The organism is Paenibacillus sp. PK4536, assembly GCF_028594455.2.
Classification (GTDB): Bacteria; Bacillota; Bacilli; order Paenibacillales; family Paenibacillaceae; genus Saccharibacillus; species Saccharibacillus nuruki.
The window spans coordinates 2,300,764-2,319,738 of sequence record NZ_CP126313.1 but is presented as its reverse complement, the minus strand read 5'-3'; the positions used below and the strand labels follow the sequence as shown (position 1 = coordinate 2,319,738).

Sequence of the window (18,975 nt, the reverse complement as noted above, 5' to 3'; positions counted from 1 at the left end):
TCTTTTTCTTAAACGATGGGTGACTATTCTATTATATAGGGTTGAGGAACCATTTTCTAAGTCGATAGCGCACAATAAGCATGGGTTACTTTTTCTGAGCAGCTAGATAACGATCGTATTGAGCTTGTTTGTTAGCAATCACTTGATCGATATTCATACTTTTGAGCGTATTGATATAATCATCGAATTGATCCAATCCTAGACTACCACTCACAAATTTGAAATTCATTTCTTCAACATAAGTCGTGATATCAGGCATCGACATGCTATCTGTACTTGCTTCTTCCGGTAAAGCATAGACAAACGGGAACGGAGGATGAATATACGATTCTAACTTTTTATCTAATGCTGAATGCCATGCAGGCACTAACGCATCTGCGGATTCAGCCGATTGAATATTAGGTAAATTGACAGGACCTATGCCTAGCTTCTGAATATAGTCATTGTCTTGTCCTTTGGTTGTAAATTGTTTTTTACCATCTTTTTCTGTATACGTATCGTCTTTGATTCCCCAAGTATAATACGTTTGTGCTTCTTCACTAACTGCATAATCTAGAAATTTAAATGCTAACGCAGGATTTTTACTATCTCTTGAAATACCGAAAATACCACTTACCGGTGTGCGTCCGACATAAAATTGATCTCCGTTGGGTCCTTTAAGCGGAAGAATACCTTTGAAGATCGGCTCTTTCGGATTGTAATCTTTGAATAATGGGCTATAGACCATCGACATATACCAGCTAAAATTAAACGTAGCTCCTGTTACATTCTGCGAAATTCTTGAAGTCACCTGATCGCTGGTTGTACTTGCATAATCGACCCCTAACAATCCTTCTTTGTATAGACTATTAAGGTAGGTTAAGTATTGCTTGTAAGCAGGTTCATTATAACTAAAATGCACTTTTCCTTGATCATCCGCATAAAATTGGTTCGACAAATCTAATCCAAATACAGGGCCAAATGCCATTTCTAAAAACTTAGGTTCCATCGACATTGGAATTTCATCTGCTTTGCCATTTCCATTCGGATCTTTTGCTTTAAATTGGCGCAACATCTCGGTAAATTCATCCAGTGTAGTCGGTTCTTGTAACCCTAATGTTTGGAGCCATCGTTCATTCACCATAAACACAGGCATATAGTTTTTAGTAAGCGTCTGCTGCGGAACATAATACATTTTCCCGCTTGGTGTAGTTAGACTTGCTTTGACATCTGGTGATTGTTCATAGATTTTTTTCAAATTCACACCATATTTTTCGTACAATTCATCAATCGGAATCACAATACCACTATTGATATATTTCATCAATTGATCTTGATCAGGCATATAAATAATATCAGGTAAGTCTACACCTGCGGCAAGTCTTGGATTTACTGCATCAGCATAGTTTTGAGGCGGAATAAGATCCCAATTGGCTTTGATACCAGCATTATCAGTAATTTTTTGTACGATTTGGGCATGAGCTAGATCGACATTGGTTGTCCACGCATTGGTGGCAAGTATCGATAACTCTGCATCCTTTATCGCTGTAACAGGTCCTTTCCCTGTATATGTAAAGTTCGGTTCTGCTTCCATTGGGGCACTGGTCTGTGCTCCATTCCCTGCGCTATTACAACCTGCTATCCCTGCTGCTAATACAGTCACCAGTACTAATTTGCCTACTTTTTTAGCCTTCATCCTTCTTGCCCCCTTTATGATCATCCACCTGTAGTGCATTCCACTTCATAACACATTGCTCATCTATTTATCCTTTGACTGCACCCAATGTAATCCCTTTAACAAAATAACGTTGAATAAATGGATAGATCGTTACAATAGGTAAAATACTGACCACGATAGACACATAACGTACTTGCAATGTCGATACTGCTAATGCACTAGTAGACATAGATCCGCCCATTTTCTGCATCACTTCAGGTGAAGCCATAATTAATACTCTGCGCAAAAACATCTGTAACGGTTGTAAATCCTGTTTGCCCAGATATAACAGAGCCGAGAAAAAGTTGTTCCAGTGATAGACTGCATAATATAGCGTCAATACTGCCAGTGTAGGCTTAATGATCGGAATCGCTAATTTGAATAACATCGTAATATCGTTCGCTCCATCAATGTTAGCGCTCTCAAATATTTCATTCGGTATACCTTCAAAAGCAGATCGACAAATCATGACATTGAATGTGATCACCAGTACAGGTAGCACCATTGCCCAGCGTGTATTATAGAGCCCTAATGAAGTAATCAACATATAGACTGGGATCAATCCACCGGAAAAGTACATTGTAAAAGCGATAAAGAAGTTCAATTTGCGGCGTAAAAAGAATCGAGGTCTGGATAAAGGAAAAGCCGCCAAACAGGTAAACAAAATATTCAGCACCGTCCCTACAACCGTATACCAGAGCGTATTATAAAACGACACCCATAACTCTTGGTACTGCAATACCATTTTGTAGCCCGATAACGTGAACCCTACTGGAAACAAAATCACTTTCTGTTGATCTATCGCTTCGACCGAACTAAATGAAATACTCAACACATACAAGAACGGATACAAAGTCACAATAATTGCGACAATCGTCATCAAGTAAATCAACCCGTAAAAGGTGCGATCACTTAATGATTTTCTAGTCGTAAAGGTGTTGCTGTTGATATTCACATACGGACGATGTGGACTGTCGAGCATAGACTTTTTCATGGGCGTCTCCTTTTGTCTATCTGGTGGCTAACCTGTATCAAAATCTACCAGAGAGACATATTGGTCATACGTCTTGTGATCCGGTTCACTGTGAATACAAGTACAAAAGTAATAATTGAATTAAACAAACCTACCGCTGTGGCAAATCCATAATTCTGTCCTTCTATTCCCATTCGATACACATAGGTGGATAATACATCTGCCGTCTCATACGTTGCACCGTTGTACAATAAATATACTTTTTCAAAACCTACACTCATAATGCCACCCAGAGATAACAGCAACAAAATAACAATCGTAGGCTTAATACTAGGTAACGTCAGATGCCACAATTCTTGAAATTTACTAACGCCATCAATCTTACCCGAATCATACATTTCAGGATCAATACTCATAATCGCAGCGATATAGATAATGGAACTGAATCCAAAACTTTGCCAGATTTCAGAACTGGTGAAAATCGTTCGAAACCAACCTGCTTCCATCATAAAATTAACTTTTTCCATACCGAATCTTGCTAACAATGTATTCACAATTCCATCAGCTGGGGATAAAAAATTAATTAACATACCTGCAACGACAACTGTGGATATAAAATGAGGTAAATACGTAATCGTTTGTGCGAATCGTTTGAAGACTTGATTTTTGATCTCGACGATACATACAGCGAACAAAATAGGAATACCAAAGCCAAACAGTAGAGGTAAAAAAGCGAGTAAAAAGGTATTGCGTAACAACCGCCAGAAGTAGATCGAATGTACAAATTGAGCAAACCACTGTAGCCCTACCCAATCTCCACCGAAAATGCCATGTCCTGGGGTAAAGTTTTTGAAAGCAATCAGTACACCGGGCATAGGAATATACATAAAGATCACATAGTACACAAAAACAGGTGCAAACATAATCAATAAGTACTTATCACGCTTGATAAATTTCATCAGTGAGATTGATTTTTTACCCACTATATACCACTCCCTTTCACTACTTCAACCATCATACTTTCTGATATTCAACTTAATTACAACGTTGTAATTTTAGTATAAAAGATAAGAGTATAAACAAAATATAAACGGATTATCAATTTATCATGTATAAATATAATGACTCTCTTTTATCTTGTATATCTCTTTCACCTTTTAATTACAACGTTGTAATTTTAGCCTTTATGAATACGCTTACATTCTTTTTTGTTTATTCTAGCAGACTCTTTGTTTTTTGACAATCATTCTCTTTGAAATACATATTTATTATTTAGGACCTGCATTCGCTTGAACGATATTTGGTACATTAGCTGCTGGATCTAGTGAATAACTATACGGGAATGAAGTGCCACCCGGGAAGGCTGCTCCAGTAGCTGATGTGCCTGTGACTGCATTATACACATTATTGCGTTCATAAAATTTATAAGCATCTCCGTTGCTATCTAGACCGATCTGATTACTGTTATTCGTTTTGTAGAAATAGTTATTTTCCGAAAAAATATTACCGCCACTACCGATCTGTGCTGCATTGTATTGTTGCTGTGAATAACCTTGTGCATTGTTGCCCGATGGTGTTGTACTGTTATCAAAATAGTTATCATACATATGCACATATCCACGTAACAACGGGCGTCCTTTCATATTCGGCCCGAACCAGTTATGATGCATAGTCACATGTAATTTGCCACCACCGTAAGTATAGGAATCATTTTTGTTCGAACCGATAATCAGTGCTAAACGTTCAGAAGCCAGATCTTGATTGCTTCCTACCCAGTTCCAGATCGGATTCGGATTCATATTCAACCAGCTGTCTGTAAAATAAAAGTGACTGTTCGACAAGGTAGCGTAATCTGAACCCTGTGAGATCACAAATAGATCATCACTGATATTATACATAGTGACATGATCGACTAAAATATTACTCGTGCGACGGAAAGAGACGCCCAAATAGTTAGTACCAATCCCGCCAGGCTGTGTATCTGCTCCGCTCAAATTTTGTAAATCTTTGATATTCCCATAAAACGTAATATTTTTGATGACTACATTTTCAATATTGGTTCCTGCCGGAAGATTTTCCCCACTAAATTTCAACTGAATATTTTGCAATACTGCACCACCACCGCTTGCGCCTTCAATCGTGGTATTATTCCAATTGGTTGTAGCAAACGTCAGTGTTAATGGTTTGGCTCCACCATAAATATTGCCTTTAATCACAATATGATGTTTACCTGCGTTAAACGCATTTTTCAATTCAGCAAGTGTAGTTACTGTAACAGCGGCTTCGTTCGATCCTGTTGTTGTTGCATAACCACCAGTCGATGCTGCATGTGTATAACTCATTGTGAATCCTGGAAATAACAATGTGGATAACATGATGACACTGAGTACGGACATCGTCATACCTGCGAAAGATTTTTTACTTCTTTTGGTCATTGTATACCCTCCTGAATGATGTATAGTGTTGCAGTTATACCCTGTCTGCTGAAATTTGTTCTATACCATTTCGCTACTTATCGGCTCCTTTCTATCGCTGATCCCATATTACTCTTTTGCGATGTATCCAATTATATATTTCTATGTATGTTTATTCCATATACGATTAACGATGTATTTTATGGTTCTATTTTCATATTCGATCTAATAAGAAATAGATTATTTAATCCAATAATTACATATAAGAATAGCGAAAATAATATTCTATCTTTATTTTTTAGTAAACGGTCAAATAAACCCGATGAAATTACAAAAAGAAAACGAGTTATCCACAATCTTAAAAACGTGTTTTATAGAGTTCAAATTAAACTTTTACCCGCTTGTGGATATGAAAAACGAATCCTAAATATCTTTATCTGTCTGATCGTCAACAGTTACCAACGCACAAAAAAAGGATCAGAAAAGTATAGTTACATACTTTTCCAATCCTCTGGATCACACTATATTTACGGATGCTAGATTTACCTGTTCAACGCTATTAGAAATGAAAGCCGACCCGACCTTCACTGTTTTGAAGCCAGACACCTTTACGACTCTTATCTAGCTCTCCACGTAGCCCTTGAATCAATTCTTTCATATCCAATTGACCATCTTCATGCCAGTGTAATGCTGCTGAGATATATAATTCGCCCAGTTGAGCAAAGGTAAATCCTTCGGTTAATTTGGCTGTTTCCTGTACAATCTCTTCTCCTGCAAATTCATGCAGACGTTTGCGATAGAAAAATTCAGAACGCAATTTCTCATCAGGTAGCACAATCTCATAAGCACGATCAAATCGTCCTGCACGATTCATCAAACCTGGATCGATTTTTTCAGGATAATTGGTTGTTCCGATTAGAAATACACCTTCTTTGGAAGTAGCTCCATCCAGTGTATTTAAGAAGAACGACCGTGCGTCTTTGGGCATCGAGTCGATATCTTCGATCACCAGTACCATCGGTGTCATCCGAACAGCGGCATCGAACACTTCTTCGATCGATTCACTGCTTGTATACTCGGTAATCTGCCAGTATGCTACAGGTCCCGGCACGCTACCAGCGATTGATTTCACAAGGGTTGTTTTACCATTACCCGGATGCCCGTATAGTAAAATACCACGTTTATACGGAATATCATATGTTTTGTAAAAGGAACGATCTTCTGCAAAAAAGCGATCCAGCGAACGATAAATATCTTGTTTGATCTCTGGAGCCATAATCACATCATCACGAGAAACCGCACGACTCACCGGCTCCATTTGGCGATTAATGCCATGACGTGTGTCTGTAAACACTGTCACACGGCGCAAACTTTGTTCACGTTGACGCACACGGACATCACCTAGAAATTTCAATAATGATTCATCACTTGTGGCGAAAACAAGATCTTCACTACTCACGCCATGTGGACGAAATACAGGCATACGTGCTAATGCTACGCCTGCTTGCGCATACGCAAATACATTATTCATCACAGATGGATGTACACAATAATCTGGCTCTGTACGATCTCCATCATAAACAAAAGTACGTTCTTCCAAACGATCGTAAATACGAATCACATGTTCTACATCAGTACTGCTATGACGTAAATCTTCATCAAGCAACTCCCAATATTCGGTATTCGGATCACTGCTTGAATATAATTTATAAGTCACTCCATAACGCGATGTTAACGATTCTTCGATGCCTTTAATAACCCGTGCATAATCTGCATATTCGGTAGGTAATTTTTGTTCATCGGTTGTATAAATTACAATCGCTTCAGGAGTGTTTTCACTTTCAATCGGTTCTACATTTGTATGACTTGTCTGAAAAAGTGAATCCATTCATTTGGCCCCCTTGATTGCCGCAAGCGGCTTACATTTTGCCACGACAGAAGCAAGTCCTGCTCCTGTGACACTTTCAATAATTTGATCGACATCTTTATAGGCTTGTGGTGATTCATCTAATATTGATTCCAGTGAACGCTGATTGACGACGATCTCATCCGCTGTTCCTACTTTGAGTGAACTAGCAAATTGATCGACAGTCACTAATTTTTTGGTGGCTGAGCGAGAGCGGGCTCGTCCTGCTCCATGACAGATCGAATAATAGTTGTCATATCCACCGGGTTGACCCACCATAATATACGATGAGGTTCCCATCGAGCCGGGAATCAATGCTGGATGCCCTGTTGCTAGATATGGCTTCGGATTGCCAGCATGACCAGCTGGCAGTGCACGAGTGGCACCTTTACGATGGATAAATACAGCTCCTTCATCCCGTTCTTCTGCCCAAGCGTAATTGTGCATCAGATCATACAATGTACGCATCTCACATCCATTACCAAATACATCACGGAATGCTTCACGGATACTGTAAGCGATCAGATGACGATTCACTGTCGCATAATTAAGCGCAGAATACATCATATTGACGTAATACTGACCTTCTGGATGAGCTAACGGTAGAAAAGCCAGTCTAGGATCAGCAGTCCCTAGTCCCAAGCGTTGCATCTGCGACAGCATCACTTGATTGCTTTCCTGACTGATACTTCCTCCCCATGAACGAGAGCCTGAATGAATCATGACAACGATTTGTCCATCACTCATGCCCCATGCTTCAGCAATATGGCGATGTTCTTCATCAATCTCAAGCGCTTGAATCTCTGCAAAGTGATTGCCACCACCAAGTGTACCCAGTTGACGATGCGCTCTACCCCATGTTTGATCACGCACACCATTTAACACTTCTTCATTAAAAGAAAAACGACTTTCTTCTACATGCGTCAGTGATGTGGATTTTTTCGGTGTATAACTGTCAGGTATATATTTGTTAGGTAGACCTTGTAACCCTTTACGTACCACATGTTCCAATCTCAAATCTGCAAAATGTCCACGCTGTTGTGATTCCATCGGCAGATACTTTTCGATGGTTTTGACTAATTTACGACGCAACTTCACGTCTTGTAGATCATCACGATGCAGGTTGGTCAAATGCACACGCATCCCGCAGCCTATATCGCTTCCTACAATCGAAGGCGATACATAACCAGCACTTGCATCCCAGACCGCGGTTGTGCCAATACAGGTGCCGATGCCTACATGAACATCAGGTGTATACCCCATATACTGAATACCCGGGATTTGTAAATTGTTATTGGCCATATTAAATACTTTATAGTCCAATCCTGCAAATAATTCTGGATTGGCGTAAACATGTACACTTCCCGCAGGAAGCTTCACTTCATGAATATAAGAAGATGATATTGGAGTACTCATAATCGGTAAAACCTCTTTCAAGTCAGCCCCTCTAGTTCTAAAGGGGCTTCTTTATTATTGTAAACGAGTCTGCTTACAAAAGCGAAACTTCGTTTGGATAGGCATATTGCAATGCTTCGCGGAACAACTGATCCAGTAGATCATCTTGTAATTGTTCCGAAGTGGACATATGCACGACCTGTTGTTCTAAAATATCGATCATATCGGTTAAAAAATACTGGATCGACGGAATTTGCTGCTCTAGATTAAGCTCTTCGCCTGCTTTTTTGCGAGTCAATAACTGATCGATATCACTACGTAATTGCCCCGGTGGCAACATCTCTTCAATCAACTCATCAAAGCTTACAGGTGGCATTGTTCCTTTTTGATCTATCCATAAGCAAGCTAAGATCGGACGCAATACATAAAAGTATTTTTTGATCTTAACAGTATCCCCTTGCAAATACCCACGGAAGTTCCCTTTTGCCATGTGCAGGTAATGATACATGCAAGAACGAGGAGAAAAATGAGTCGGCGAAACGTTTCGAATTCGCTCAGCAAGTGAACCATTTTCAGCATATTGAATAGGAGAATGCAACCATTCCATCAATGGTGGATTGGATTTGCGGAACAGATTCAGTGCTTTGCGCAAGTCCCAACCGTTGATATCTAACTGCTCACTGATTGGATATTCGATAACATCTCGCCTGTTGAAAATCGACAAATACCATTCTGGAGGATGCACATAAATAAAGCGCACATCATAATCGCTATCTTGAGAAGGGAACCCCCATGCACGGCTACCGGATTCACAAGCATATAAAATACGAACTTGTTGTTCTTGTTCAATACGTTTTAATTCAGTCTGAATGATAGAAGTCATGGCTTGAGTTACGGACATGATCGATCACTCCTTTCATATGAAGGGGATGGGTGAAAATTCACTTACAATTGGCGGTTGGTGATGAAGACCGCTAGATGGTACTTTTCCGCTTGTGTAGAAACGATTGAGTTAGAGCGTTATTTATTTTCTCCTTTTGGGGGAGATAGCCGCTTTTAAGAATAGTTGATTATTTGTTAGTATTTCTTGGTTATGATTGGGTTGATGATAGAATTTAGTAATAGTCTAAATTTGGTATTGGTTCTATGCGTTGAAAAAGTTCAGTTTATTTTGAGATGTTGGATATTTTTATTGTTTATGAATAAGACAGTTGGGTTACCTGTTATGGATGATAGCTGAATGGTGTCATATCTTAACTTTATGTTTTAGATGTTATTTAAATCCTTTTTATAAACTTTATGGATGTTTATGACACAAAAAAACCGCGACCTCTGTAACGGTCTGCGGCTGGTGGTTTATAGGCAAATAGGTGTAACGGCACTATTTGCGATCGAATAAACCCTGCATATTTAATTAGATGCCTATTGAGATTAGGGGCACTGATTGAATAAGGAAATAGGTAGCTAGTTAGCATTGAATATACACAATATGCGTATAAGTAACTGGTTCAATATAGACTACGCTTAATGATTTCCGTATTGCAGTTTATGTCGTCCGTAAGAGATTGATGAACATGAAGCAAGAGTATGAAGTTTTCAAGCAGCGATTAATATGACGTTCATCCTGTGTTAACCCTAGATCATAATGCTGACCCGGTTGATAGGTATTCTGCATATTCATATCTTTACGTAAGATCATGTTCCTCAACCTCCTTCCTGTTTATAATATAGCCATCATACTCGGTATATTTTGAAATTGTCAATTCCATATTTGGAAAATAGGTCTATAGACATAACCTTTTTGGAATAGATGAAAGTTCTATTTTCGGGTAATTGTCCATATTGATCATAGTGAAAAATGATAGTTTGTATGTAATTTACAATAAAAACATATATTGATGATTGATAAGTAGATGAGCAATATAATTCATCTTCTATTAACAAATGTCTGATATAATGCTTTATTAGTGTAAAGAATTGTTAGGGATAATTGGGGTGAATACATGTCTAAAGAACGGATCAATGAGTGGGCATTGCTACGTGGTTTTGCCTTTTTGGCGGTGGTGATGCAACATTCGATTGGTGAATATATTTATCGAAGTGGCATTATCCAAGCCGATTCAATCATGCTAGGTATGCTTTATCATTTTACACGGTTTGGTACGTTAACGTTTGTATTTTTAGCAGGTGCGATTTTGTTTTATCAATATGGAGATGGACGACCTTACCGTTCGGTGATCTTTCGGCGCATTGGTGATATCTATATTCCATTTGTTGTATGGACAATTATTTACTGGATTGTAATGCAATGGATATTCAAAGTTCCATTGTTACGAGCAGACAGTGTACAAGATATTGTAGGGCAGTTATTTGCTCCGACCAATGGATATCATCTGTGGTTTGTTATTATGATTTTTCAATTTTATCTGTTATTTCCGTTGTTCCGCTGGCTAGGTAAGCAATTTGGAACTCATGTACTCGCTCATCGTTCGTCAAAACAGCAACAACAGCGTATTATCATAATGTTAGTGGTGATCGGAATTGTGTACGGATGGATCATGTGGTTATGCTATTATGCTATGCCTACATGGACAGTTGAAGGCATTTGGAAAATTGCTTTAGAACATCGTACCAGTGAATTTATATTTTACTTTTTTTATTTTGTACTTGGTGGGATCTGTGGTTCAGCGATTCAGCGCTGGAGAGCTGTTATGCTCAAAATATTGCCATGGACAGCTCTTGCTTTTGGAATCATGTATATCTGGTTAGGCTACGATCTGTTACGTTTTGATCCTGTAGCTATCAATCTTAATGTTTCTACGTATCTTAAACCAACTACTTTTATAGCTGTAGTCAGTCATATGTTGTTGATGTATGGATTAGCGTTAATACTGGTGGAACGAAAAGGCGTGATCGTACGCTTTTTACAGTGGTGTGGTCGTTACTCGTTCGGAGGTTATTTATCTCATGCACTGATTCTGATGGGCGTGTCTTATTTTACACGTCAGATGACAATGCCCGGGCTGAATCTAATCATGACGATACTGACTTTTATGGTTGTCGCTCCTACAGCGATAGCGTTAACGAGCTTTCTGTCACGCTTACCGGGAGGGCAATGGTTAACCGGATCAGCTGGCAAAAAAAGCAAACCGGCTATCCCTTCTCATGCCACCAGACCTTCATCCACATTACCTCAAGACTCCTAAAAAAACTAAAACCGCTATGCTCTCTATACTCAGAGAACATAGCGGTTTTTTTAGTTATACCATGGTAGTGATACGACACAATGCCATCACTATTTCATGCCGAAAACGGTGTTCAACTTCATCATTTCAAGCACAGGATAAGTCCCTATTAAAGGGGCAAACGAACAGAGAATTCTGTCCATTCTTCATCACTTTCAACCCGAATAATACCACGATGTTTGGCTAAAATTTTCTGCACAATCGCTAGACCTAACCCTGAATTTTTGCGGTTAAGCGGCTTCGTACTGAACCCTGCTTCAAAAATTTGCTGTTTTAATTTTTCGGGAATCGGATTGCCATTATTTCCGACTGTAAATGTTAGTTGTTCTCCACGAACACGTCCGGTCACTTTAACCATTTTCTCAGGACGGTCTGTTTCACTTACAGCATCAAAAGCATTATCGATCAAATTACTCACAATTTTGACCAGTTCGGTGGACTTCACTGTTCCAAATTGTACCGATTTGAGATTACTGATATCATATTCGAACTTAATACGGCGATCATAGGCTTGTGTCGTCTTCGCTTGAATCAATGCCGATAATGCCGGCAGATTAATATTGATAATCTGATTCATGGCGATTGATTCGCCGACCAATTCAGCTGTATACGTAGATAGATCATCATACTTTTTCATTTTGACCAATAATTGAATCGTATTCACATGATTATTGAAATCATGACGTTGTTCTTTGATCGAGTTAAATAGCGCATCTATATTTTCCAAATAGACGTTTTGTACACTTTGCGCCGCTGCTTCTGTACGACGATTCAGAATCGTAATCAATCCTAATACCAAAGCAATAATCGCAACCGAACAAGCAGAAATAGTCAGGGTTAACCTGATTAATTGCTCATTCAGTGTCTGTTGTACTTCAGTCAGATCAGACACTACTGTGATAATCGCCGGGTACGTCAGCTCCACAGGAATAAAGGTTTTGAGCACCGGAACATTATCAAATTCGTCGGTAATCGATATCGTATTTCCTGATTTATTAACTTGCTTAATATTTGTTTTGTCAGTTGCACTCTTATACGAATAATCGTTATATAATGTCTCATTGTCTGAATACCAGATGACACCGCGCGAATTGAATTGATTGGCTTGATCGAGAAAGATAGGTGGATTAAAAATAGCGATCCCCAATGTCTGTCGACTGCGCTCTCCATTCAATATTTCACGAATAATCGCTTCTACACCTGTATTTTCCTGATATTGCCGGACCGATTTGTCATTGGTATAGACGTTAATAACATAATTAGTAGATCCATCATAATAATAGCCCCACTTCTCACCCGCCGAGTTCGCGCTATCTACTTTGGAGATCATCGGTGCTCCCCAATAATCAGGAAGCTTCTGCCCGATCTCAACCGTAGGTATTTTGCCAGCCAGCAATTCTTGAACCGCTTTGAGCCAATCGGCTCGCCATTCTTCTTTGACAGCTAGTTCACTAGGATCAGAAGATCGTACAGGTACAATATTATTACCAGAAGGAGCTAAAAGCGTAATTCGATCCACACCCACTTGTTTACTCACTTCAGCCAATTGCTTATTGGTAATATTGTTCATGTCTGTCCCAATTTTAGATTGTGCAGCCTGCGCTGCCATTCTCAAGTTCTCCCCGATCAAATCCTCTACAAAAGCTTCGCCACTTTGAGATAACTTGATAGACGATCTAATTTGATCTGTGATTGCACGCATATTTTGTTCCTGAACCGAAATTAATGCTTTTCGCGTTGTTACGTAATAGGTAGTATTCACAATAATCAAGACAACTGTCATAACAGCCAAAATATATACAGTCACCGGAAAAGGTTTGGGTAACAGGCTCTTACGTTGTTTCATTTTAGCAAATTAACCCCCATCTATATCAGCACTTACTCCATGCCTTTTAGCCATATTAAAATCTCAAATGTCCGAATATCGACAAATTTCGATTCTTTTTTTAGTATCATACCATGAACAGCATAGGACTACACCTAATTTTCACAAAACTATACTATTAATTTATGGAAAAGATACCTTTATTTATTGTAACTGAGTGAACTAAATAAATCCATAAATAAAGGTCCTGTAAGCACTATTAATGCTATTCAGGACCTTTGTGGATAGAACCCAATCTATATTTTATGGTTAAGACTGATCTTTTTGCTGTTTGCGTTCAGCCCACCATTCCATATACTGATTTTCAAGCATATGGTATTCCTGTTGTTCGTACTGCTGACGCTCAGATAAAGAGATGACACTATCTTCATCATCGTAAATACGCCATAAATCTGAAAATAAATAGTCTTGGATCGCAACACATTGTCCTTGTTGTCTACCATTGACCCAAATGATACCTTTTGTTGTACGCCTAATGATACGTACTTCGTCTATTGTACTTGCTTTTTGCCCCAAACGAATCATAGCTATCATTTGTCCAAACGTATACCATTGCATAGATAGATCGTCCTAGCGTTGAATTAATTTGAAATCATCATAATGGAATCCTGGTGCTACCACGCAAGATACAAATACAGGATCATTACCTAGTGGACGTGCCATTTGCCATTCTCCTGCTGGAATTAACACTTGTGGTGTCTGCCCGGCTTCAATATCCATACCCAGAATCATTTTCTTGCCTTCTACGGGTTGATCGCCTTTTCCACCTAATGTTAATTCAAGCGGACTACCGGAGTGAATCAACCACAATTCGTCTGAATGCACAACATGCCAATCCGAGATTTCATCGCCATGCAGGATAAAATAGATCGATGTTGCTGAGAAACGTGGCCCTGAATATTGTTCAGGCAAAATATCTTTTGGAATTTCAAAAGAAGCTTTCCACATTTCTTTGTACCAACCGCCTTCACGGTGTTCGTTCATATCGAGTAATTTCACTAATGGAGATAAAGGTAATTTCGTTCCCATGTGCAATAACCTTCTTTCATCAAAGTTTGGAGTGTGGTGTTAATCGGCAATACTAATCAGAGGTTGCGTTGTAATCGTTACATTGCCTGTAATAGCGCGTGAGATCATACACGATTGCTCTGCTTTATGTGCCAGTACAGTCGCTTTCTCTACCTGATCGGCTGACTCTGCGTGGAGTACAATTTCCGGGCGATGAATAATCTGTTCATACGTAAAGATATTATTGGTTACATCTACAATACCTTCAGATTTCATCGTTAACTGTGCAACCGTAATACTCGAACGTTCAAGCATCGCTGCAAGTGTAATAATATAACAGGTTGCTGCTGCACCCAAAAGCATCTCATCCGGATTGGTTCCTGTACCCGGTCCACCCATAGGTTGGGGGATAGAAATCGCAGTTTTGAGATTGCCTGACTCAATCGTACCTTCACTGTTCCGTCCGCCATACCAATTCGCATCCAGTACAAATTGATGTTTCATTATGCGTTCATCTCCTTGCTTTGCTTACACACTTGATCTTGAACATTTTACCATATTCTATCGTATGTATCATTTCCAAAATAAAAACGTTCTTTCAATAAGCGTATTTGCATATTGAAGAACGTTCTATAGATATTATAAAATAGAGCGTCTGCTGCTTGATCATTCAAAAGTCTTTTTTGTAAAAGCGACGCATTCCCCAGAAGAATAAAATAATCGTATAAATACCAGCATAAAAAATAAATGTAGCAGACGGTGCTTGTCCAATTCCCATACCCCCACGCATCTGCTGATCAATATTAAACATCCCTGCTAATTGATCTACATTTAACATTACAGCTAACATTTTGCGTTGGATGGCGTCTGCTGGCATCACCAATGAAATCATTCCTGTAATATTGTACAGAGAACGAGCCATTTCGGGCTTCATATCAGCTCCAGCAGATAATTTTTCCACCATACCCCCTAACCAACCTGCTCCATATAACATCGTCATAAATACACCATTTCCAAGTGCTGAAAATAATGTAGCGCCCAGTAAAGTCACAGTAACTAGTAGAGGTACGGTAAGCGCAAATAATAAAAACGATTGTATATGTAAAACAAGACTTTGCGGTACAGTCGCATAGGTGTTTGCAACAGCAACGATAGCAATATACAAAACTAAAGCATACACGATGCCAAATAAAGTGTATCCGAGCCAGCGTCCCAGATACCATTTCCAACGCTGAATTGGACGGGTTAACATCGATTGCATCATGCTAATCTCGGCTTCCCCAGATATCGAAGAAAAAGAACTAAAAATAATTAAAAAAGCTAAAATAAAACTTCCAAAAAAGAAACCTAACGTCAAAATAGAAGCTCCATTTATAAACTGCATCACTAACTGTTGACTTGGATCTATACCCGATGATTCCCCGAGAATTCGGGCAATAAATGAAAAAACAATAATAAATAACACAGTCATAATCAGTGTCATCATTACCACTTTTTTGCGCATTAATTCTTTCCAGGTCATAGCAATCACTGTTGTCATTATTGCTCCCCCCTGTGACTTAGACCGGATACAGCATCCATAAACCACTCTTCTAATCGTTCTTTCACTGGTTCTACATTGTATAAGGTCATCCCTTGATTTACGATCAATGTATTCAACCAACCAATCTGTTCTTCATTATCTATCGTTGCTTCTAACCAAACAGTCTCTTGTCCTACAGGCAATACCGAAGTAGCCGATGTTATAGATGGATTCATATATCGCTTTATCGCAATACCGCTCGTCTCGCTTAACCACGGTAGAATCTCCGGTGTGAATCCGCCAACTTTAAAACGCCATTTGGTCTGTGTGTATAACACCTGACTGACTTGTCCATGACGCAAAATCTGTCCATTATTCAGTAAGGCGATGCGTTCACATAGACTTTCTACTTCTTCTAATAAATGTGAATTTAAAAAGATCGTTTTACCTTCATTTTTTAAATTTTTAAGCAGTTCACGTACCTCTGAGCGACCTATCGGATCTAATGCAGAAGAAGGTTCATCGAGAAATAAAATAGGTGGATCATTGACTAATGCGCAAGCCATACCTAGGCGTTGTTGCATCCCTTTAGAGTAATGTTTGACTCTGTCTATTCCACGCTTACCGATACCGACTTGATCTAACAATTGCTTAATCCGTGGCTTAATCGTACTCTGATCCATACCACACAGACGACTATGCAATCGAACCACTTCTTCACCGGTTAACCATTCTTGGTAACGATACAGCTCAGGCAAATAACCGACATGTTGCTTAGCGGCTAAAGAACCAATCGGTTCTCCAAATAATGTAGCTCTTCCTGAAGTCGGTGCTGTTAATCCAACTAGCATTTTGACCAACGTACTTTTGCCTGCACCATTGGGACCGAGGAAGCCAAAGGCTTCCCCTTTTCCCACACTAATCGTTACATTGCGACAACCTCGACCATTATCATATTCTTTGGTTAATTGCTGAATATCGATCGCTACTGTATTCATGATTGGATCAACTTCTCAATTTCTTTTGTAAATGTTTCTTTGGTGTTAGATTTGTCTGCACTATTCAATTCAAACGTAAATAATTCTCCATTGTGAATCCATGTTGCACCATAAGCTGCTGTTGTATCATCGTGATAATTGTATGTTGTAACTAAAACAGGTACTCCTGCTATGGTTACACGTTCATTTGTGCCATCTGATACTACAGGTAATGGCAATGAACCATCAATAATTTTATCACTTTGCAATCCATCTTTAAGGGATTGCGGTAAGAAAGGTAAATTAGCAATAGCTTTAAACACTTCCTCTGTTGAAACAGAAGCATCAAATTGTACAGTTGGAACTTTAGTTTGAGTTAACATTGCAAATCGATCTTCTGTAGTCATAGTGTATTCAATAGTCTCTGGAAAATGCATTGTAATCGGAGTATTGTTCAACGATTGAGGTAACAAATCTGTACCTCCTAGACTTTGGATCGCTTTGTTAATCTCATCAACATTCATATTTAATGTCTCTGTTCTTGAGCTTCGTACGTAAGCCGTGCTTTCATCATTTTTAGAAGCTTCTTTGATTAATGTGTAATTTAATAGCGTAGCTGCTTTTGAAGGATTAAAGTCTCCCTCTACTTTGCCATATGTTGAAGTGAATGTTCCAAAACGATTTTCACTTTCTCCTAAGTCACCTTTGCTTCTGTATTGATCAAACATATCAGACAATTGCTGGTCATCTACAGTCGTTAATGTCTGTACACGGAATTGATCTAACAGTGCAGCCATTGCATTATTTCCAAATGGAGTGGATATGACTGCTCCAGCAATCACACAAGCAGCAACACCTGTAGTCCATCTTTTGCGAGCAGAACTCATTTTACGGCGACGCTTAACTGTTGGTTCTGTTGACGAAATATGAGATTGTTCTTCATTCGGTTTTTTCATAGTATTTACACTCCTTTGAGATTGTTGTGGTTGTGATGGATCATCTATTTGAAATAATTGCGGTTCATTTGCCCATTGTTGCCATTTCGGATGTGGTGTCTCCGTGACAAGGCGACGTTGTAGTTTTTTCCAGGCTTCATCCGTCGCATGAGATGAATCTGTGGGTTCTGTAGGCTGAATGACACTCGGTTCATGCGGAAATTTGCTCACGTCTATTCCTCCTTTTGTGATTGATTTACGTAGACCGTAACATCTTTTTACGTAATTTATTGGTCGCTCGATGTAGTAGTGTACCGACAAGCAGTGGTTTGAGTTGAAGCTCTTCCGCAATCTCTGCGTAACTGTAACCTGAGTATTTCATCAGTAAAGCTTGTCGATCTCGTAGCGGTAATTGTTCTAACCATTCTTGTACTTCCGCTTGTTCCATTTGTTGAATGACCACATCTTCACCAGAAGGTGGAGAATGTTGAAGATCATAGTATTGTTCTTGTTTATTTTGCAGTCGGCGTTCTCTAGCCTTTTTATCCATATAATCATAAGCAATCCGTGTTAATACGCGGTGTAACCATGCCCCTATCGCTTGAGGGTCATCGGGTGGATTGCGATATAAACGTAGAAAGACTTCTTGTGCCAGATCGTCTGCTATCGCTTCATCCCGTAGTAAAGCATAAAGCTTGCGTTTGACGATCGGATAATGTTCATAAAATATCTGTTGAAATTGTTCCGGTTCCGGAATGTCCATGTTTTGCATGCTCCTTTCCGCTGCAGCTATAAGAAAGACGAGCTGTGTTTGATTTTTGTATCTATTCTGTATTTATTTATTTTTTGAAATGATTGAATCCGTCTATTTACGTAGTCTATTGGCATGATTTTCGACAATATCATACATAAATAAAAAAGGAATTTGTTAGTCAACATGTACAAAGTTCGATATAATAGCAAATAATCATCCAATATATTCAAATCATGTCGTATACTACCTATAATGAAAAGTATTT

At 39.0% G+C, this 18,975-nt stretch carries 17 protein-coding genes; 1 reads left to right on the top strand and 16 read right to left on the bottom strand.

The window, feature by feature from the left end:
• Nucleotides 1-85 precede the first annotated feature (85 nt).
• The 8 genes from PO903_RS10425 to PO903_RS10390 form a co-directional block, all read right to left on the bottom strand.
• Entirely contained in the window at nt 86-1,675 is a 1,590-nt protein-coding gene (locus tag PO903_RS10425) for an extracellular solute-binding protein (RefSeq protein ID WP_273593367.1), read from the bottom strand.
• A gap of 67 nt (nt 1,676-1,742) precedes the next feature.
• On the bottom strand, nt 1,743-2,690 hold the full coding sequence (locus PO903_RS10420; RefSeq protein ID WP_241669256.1) for a carbohydrate ABC transporter permease: 948 nt from the start codon (nt 2,688-2,690) through the stop codon (nt 1,743-1,745).
• Nucleotides 2,691-2,734: 44 nt separating this feature from the next.
• The gene (locus tag PO903_RS10415) at nt 2,735-3,628 is read right to left on the bottom strand and encodes an ABC transporter permease (RefSeq protein WP_502921686.1); all 894 of its coding nucleotides are present in this window, start codon (nt 3,626-3,628) and stop codon (nt 2,735-2,737) included.
• Between the two features lie 309 nt (nt 3,629-3,937).
• The gene (locus PO903_RS10410; RefSeq protein ID WP_206665594.1) at nt 3,938-5,104 is read right to left on the bottom strand and encodes a pectate lyase family protein; all 1,167 of its coding nucleotides are present in this window, start codon (nt 5,102-5,104) and stop codon (nt 3,938-3,940) included.
• 538 nt (nt 5,105-5,642) lie between these two features.
• Nucleotides 5,643-6,929, bottom strand: coding sequence for an AAA family ATPase (locus PO903_RS10405; RefSeq protein ID WP_069326858.1), 1,287 nt, complete (start codon nt 6,927-6,929; stop codon nt 5,643-5,645).
• A gap of 42 nt (nt 6,930-6,971) precedes the next feature.
• Entirely contained in the window at nt 6,972-8,405 is a 1,434-nt protein-coding gene (locus PO903_RS10400) for an RtcB family protein (protein WP_273593365.1), read from the bottom strand.
• Nucleotides 8,406-8,478: 73 nt separating this feature from the next.
• On the bottom strand, nt 8,479-9,285 hold the full coding sequence (locus PO903_RS10395) for a nucleotidyltransferase domain-containing protein (protein WP_069326658.1): 807 nt from the start codon (nt 9,283-9,285) through the stop codon (nt 8,479-8,481).
• Nucleotides 9,286-9,930: 645 nt separating this feature from the next.
• A complete protein-coding gene (locus tag PO903_RS10390; RefSeq protein WP_175425128.1) occupies nt 9,931-10,083 on the bottom strand; it encodes a hypothetical protein in 153 nt (50 codons plus the stop codon).
• Between the two features lie 304 nt (nt 10,084-10,387).
• Here PO903_RS10390 and PO903_RS10385 point away from each other — a divergent pair, with 304 nt between their 5' ends.
• A complete protein-coding gene (locus PO903_RS10385; RefSeq protein ID WP_273593364.1) occupies nt 10,388-11,590 on the top strand; it encodes an acyltransferase in 1,203 nt (400 codons plus the stop codon).
• 148 nt (nt 11,591-11,738) lie between these two features.
• Here the strand turns inward: PO903_RS10385 and PO903_RS10380 are convergent, their stop codons facing one another.
• The 8 genes from PO903_RS10380 to PO903_RS10345 all read right to left on the bottom strand — a co-directional run bounded on the left by PO903_RS10380 (nt 11,739) and on the right by PO903_RS10345 (nt 18,719).
• Nucleotides 11,739-13,475 carry a sensor histidine kinase gene (locus PO903_RS10380; RefSeq protein ID WP_273593363.1) on the bottom strand — a complete coding sequence of 579 codons (1,737 nt, stop codon included), beginning with the start codon at nt 13,473-13,475 and terminating at the stop codon, nt 11,739-11,741.
• Between the two features lie 288 nt (nt 13,476-13,763).
• Nucleotides 13,764-14,072 (bottom strand): hypothetical protein, encoded by a 309-nt coding sequence (locus PO903_RS10375; protein WP_273593362.1) that lies wholly within the window; start codon nt 14,070-14,072, stop codon nt 13,764-13,766.
• A gap of 12 nt (nt 14,073-14,084) precedes the next feature.
• Nucleotides 14,085-14,543: a cupin domain-containing protein gene (locus tag PO903_RS10370; protein ID WP_069326662.1), complete on the bottom strand. Its 459-nt coding sequence runs from the start codon at nt 14,541-14,543 to the stop codon at nt 14,085-14,087.
• Between the two features lie 39 nt (nt 14,544-14,582).
• On the bottom strand, nt 14,583-15,026 hold the full coding sequence (locus tag PO903_RS10365; protein ID WP_069326663.1) for an OsmC family protein: 444 nt from the start codon (nt 15,024-15,026) through the stop codon (nt 14,583-14,585).
• A 166-nt stretch (nt 15,027-15,192) separates the two neighbouring features.
• Entirely contained in the window at nt 15,193-16,062 is an 870-nt protein-coding gene (locus PO903_RS10360) for an ABC transporter permease subunit (RefSeq protein WP_273593361.1), read from the bottom strand.
• Entirely contained in the window at nt 16,062-17,042 is a 981-nt protein-coding gene (locus PO903_RS10355; protein WP_273593360.1) for an ABC transporter ATP-binding protein, read from the bottom strand. The genes PO903_RS10360 and PO903_RS10355 overlap by 1 nt, the downstream gene beginning before the upstream one ends.
• Nucleotides 17,039-18,187, bottom strand: coding sequence for a hypothetical protein (locus PO903_RS10350; RefSeq protein WP_137221136.1), 1,149 nt, complete (start codon nt 18,185-18,187; stop codon nt 17,039-17,041). The genes PO903_RS10355 and PO903_RS10350 overlap by 4 nt, the downstream gene beginning before the upstream one ends.
• A 25-nt stretch (nt 18,188-18,212) precedes the next feature.
• Entirely contained in the window at nt 18,213-18,719 is a 507-nt protein-coding gene (locus tag PO903_RS10345; protein ID WP_069326666.1) for a sigma-70 family RNA polymerase sigma factor, read from the bottom strand.
• Nucleotides 18,720-18,975: the final 256 nt, after the last annotated feature.

What these genes read in the sequence shown, in the direction of transcription:
- PO903_RS10425 (WP_273593367.1), bottom strand. Translation starts at nt 1,675, where the DNA reads ATGAAGGCTAAAAAAGTAGGCAAATTAGTACTGGTGACTGTATTAGCA.
- PO903_RS10420 (WP_241669256.1), bottom strand. Translation starts at nt 2,690, where the DNA reads ATGAAAAAGTCTATGCTCGACAGTCCACATCGTCCGTATGTGAATATC.
- PO903_RS10415 (WP_502921686.1), bottom strand. Translation starts at nt 3,628, where the DNA reads ATGAAATTTATCAAGCGTGATAAGTACTTATTGATTATGTTTGCACCT.
- PO903_RS10410 (WP_206665594.1), bottom strand. Translation starts at nt 5,104, where the DNA reads ATGACCAAAAGAAGTAAAAAATCTTTCGCAGGTATGACGATGTCCGTA.
- PO903_RS10400 (WP_273593365.1), bottom strand. Translation starts at nt 8,405, where the DNA reads ATGAGTACTCCAATATCATCTTCTTATATTCATGAAGTGAAGCTTCCT.
- PO903_RS10395 (WP_069326658.1), bottom strand. Translation starts at nt 9,285, where the DNA reads ATGTCCGTAACTCAAGCCATGACTTCTATCATTCAGACTGAATTAAAA.
- PO903_RS10390 (WP_175425128.1), bottom strand. Translation starts at nt 10,083, where the DNA reads ATGATCTTACGTAAAGATATGAATATGCAGAATACCTATCAACCGGGT.
- PO903_RS10385 (WP_273593364.1), top strand. Translation starts at nt 10,388, where the DNA reads ATGTCTAAAGAACGGATCAATGAGTGGGCATTGCTACGTGGTTTTGCC.
- PO903_RS10380 (WP_273593363.1), bottom strand. Translation starts at nt 13,475, where the DNA reads ATGAAACAACGTAAGAGCCTGTTACCCAAACCTTTTCCGGTGACTGTA.
- PO903_RS10375 (WP_273593362.1), bottom strand. Translation starts at nt 14,072, where the DNA reads ATGCAATGGTATACGTTTGGACAAATGATAGCTATGATTCGTTTGGGG.
- PO903_RS10370 (WP_069326662.1), bottom strand. Translation starts at nt 14,543, where the DNA reads ATGGGAACGAAATTACCTTTATCTCCATTAGTGAAATTACTCGATATG.
- PO903_RS10365 (WP_069326663.1), bottom strand. Translation starts at nt 15,026, where the DNA reads ATGAAACATCAATTTGTACTGGATGCGAATTGGTATGGCGGACGGAAC.
- PO903_RS10360 (WP_273593361.1), bottom strand. Translation starts at nt 16,062, where the DNA reads ATGACAACAGTGATTGCTATGACCTGGAAAGAATTAATGCGCAAAAAA.
- PO903_RS10355 (WP_273593360.1), bottom strand. Translation starts at nt 17,042, where the DNA reads ATGAATACAGTAGCGATCGATATTCAGCAATTAACCAAAGAATATGAT.
- PO903_RS10345 (WP_069326666.1), bottom strand. Translation starts at nt 18,719, where the DNA reads ATGGACATTCCGGAACCGGAACAATTTCAACAGATATTTTATGAACAT.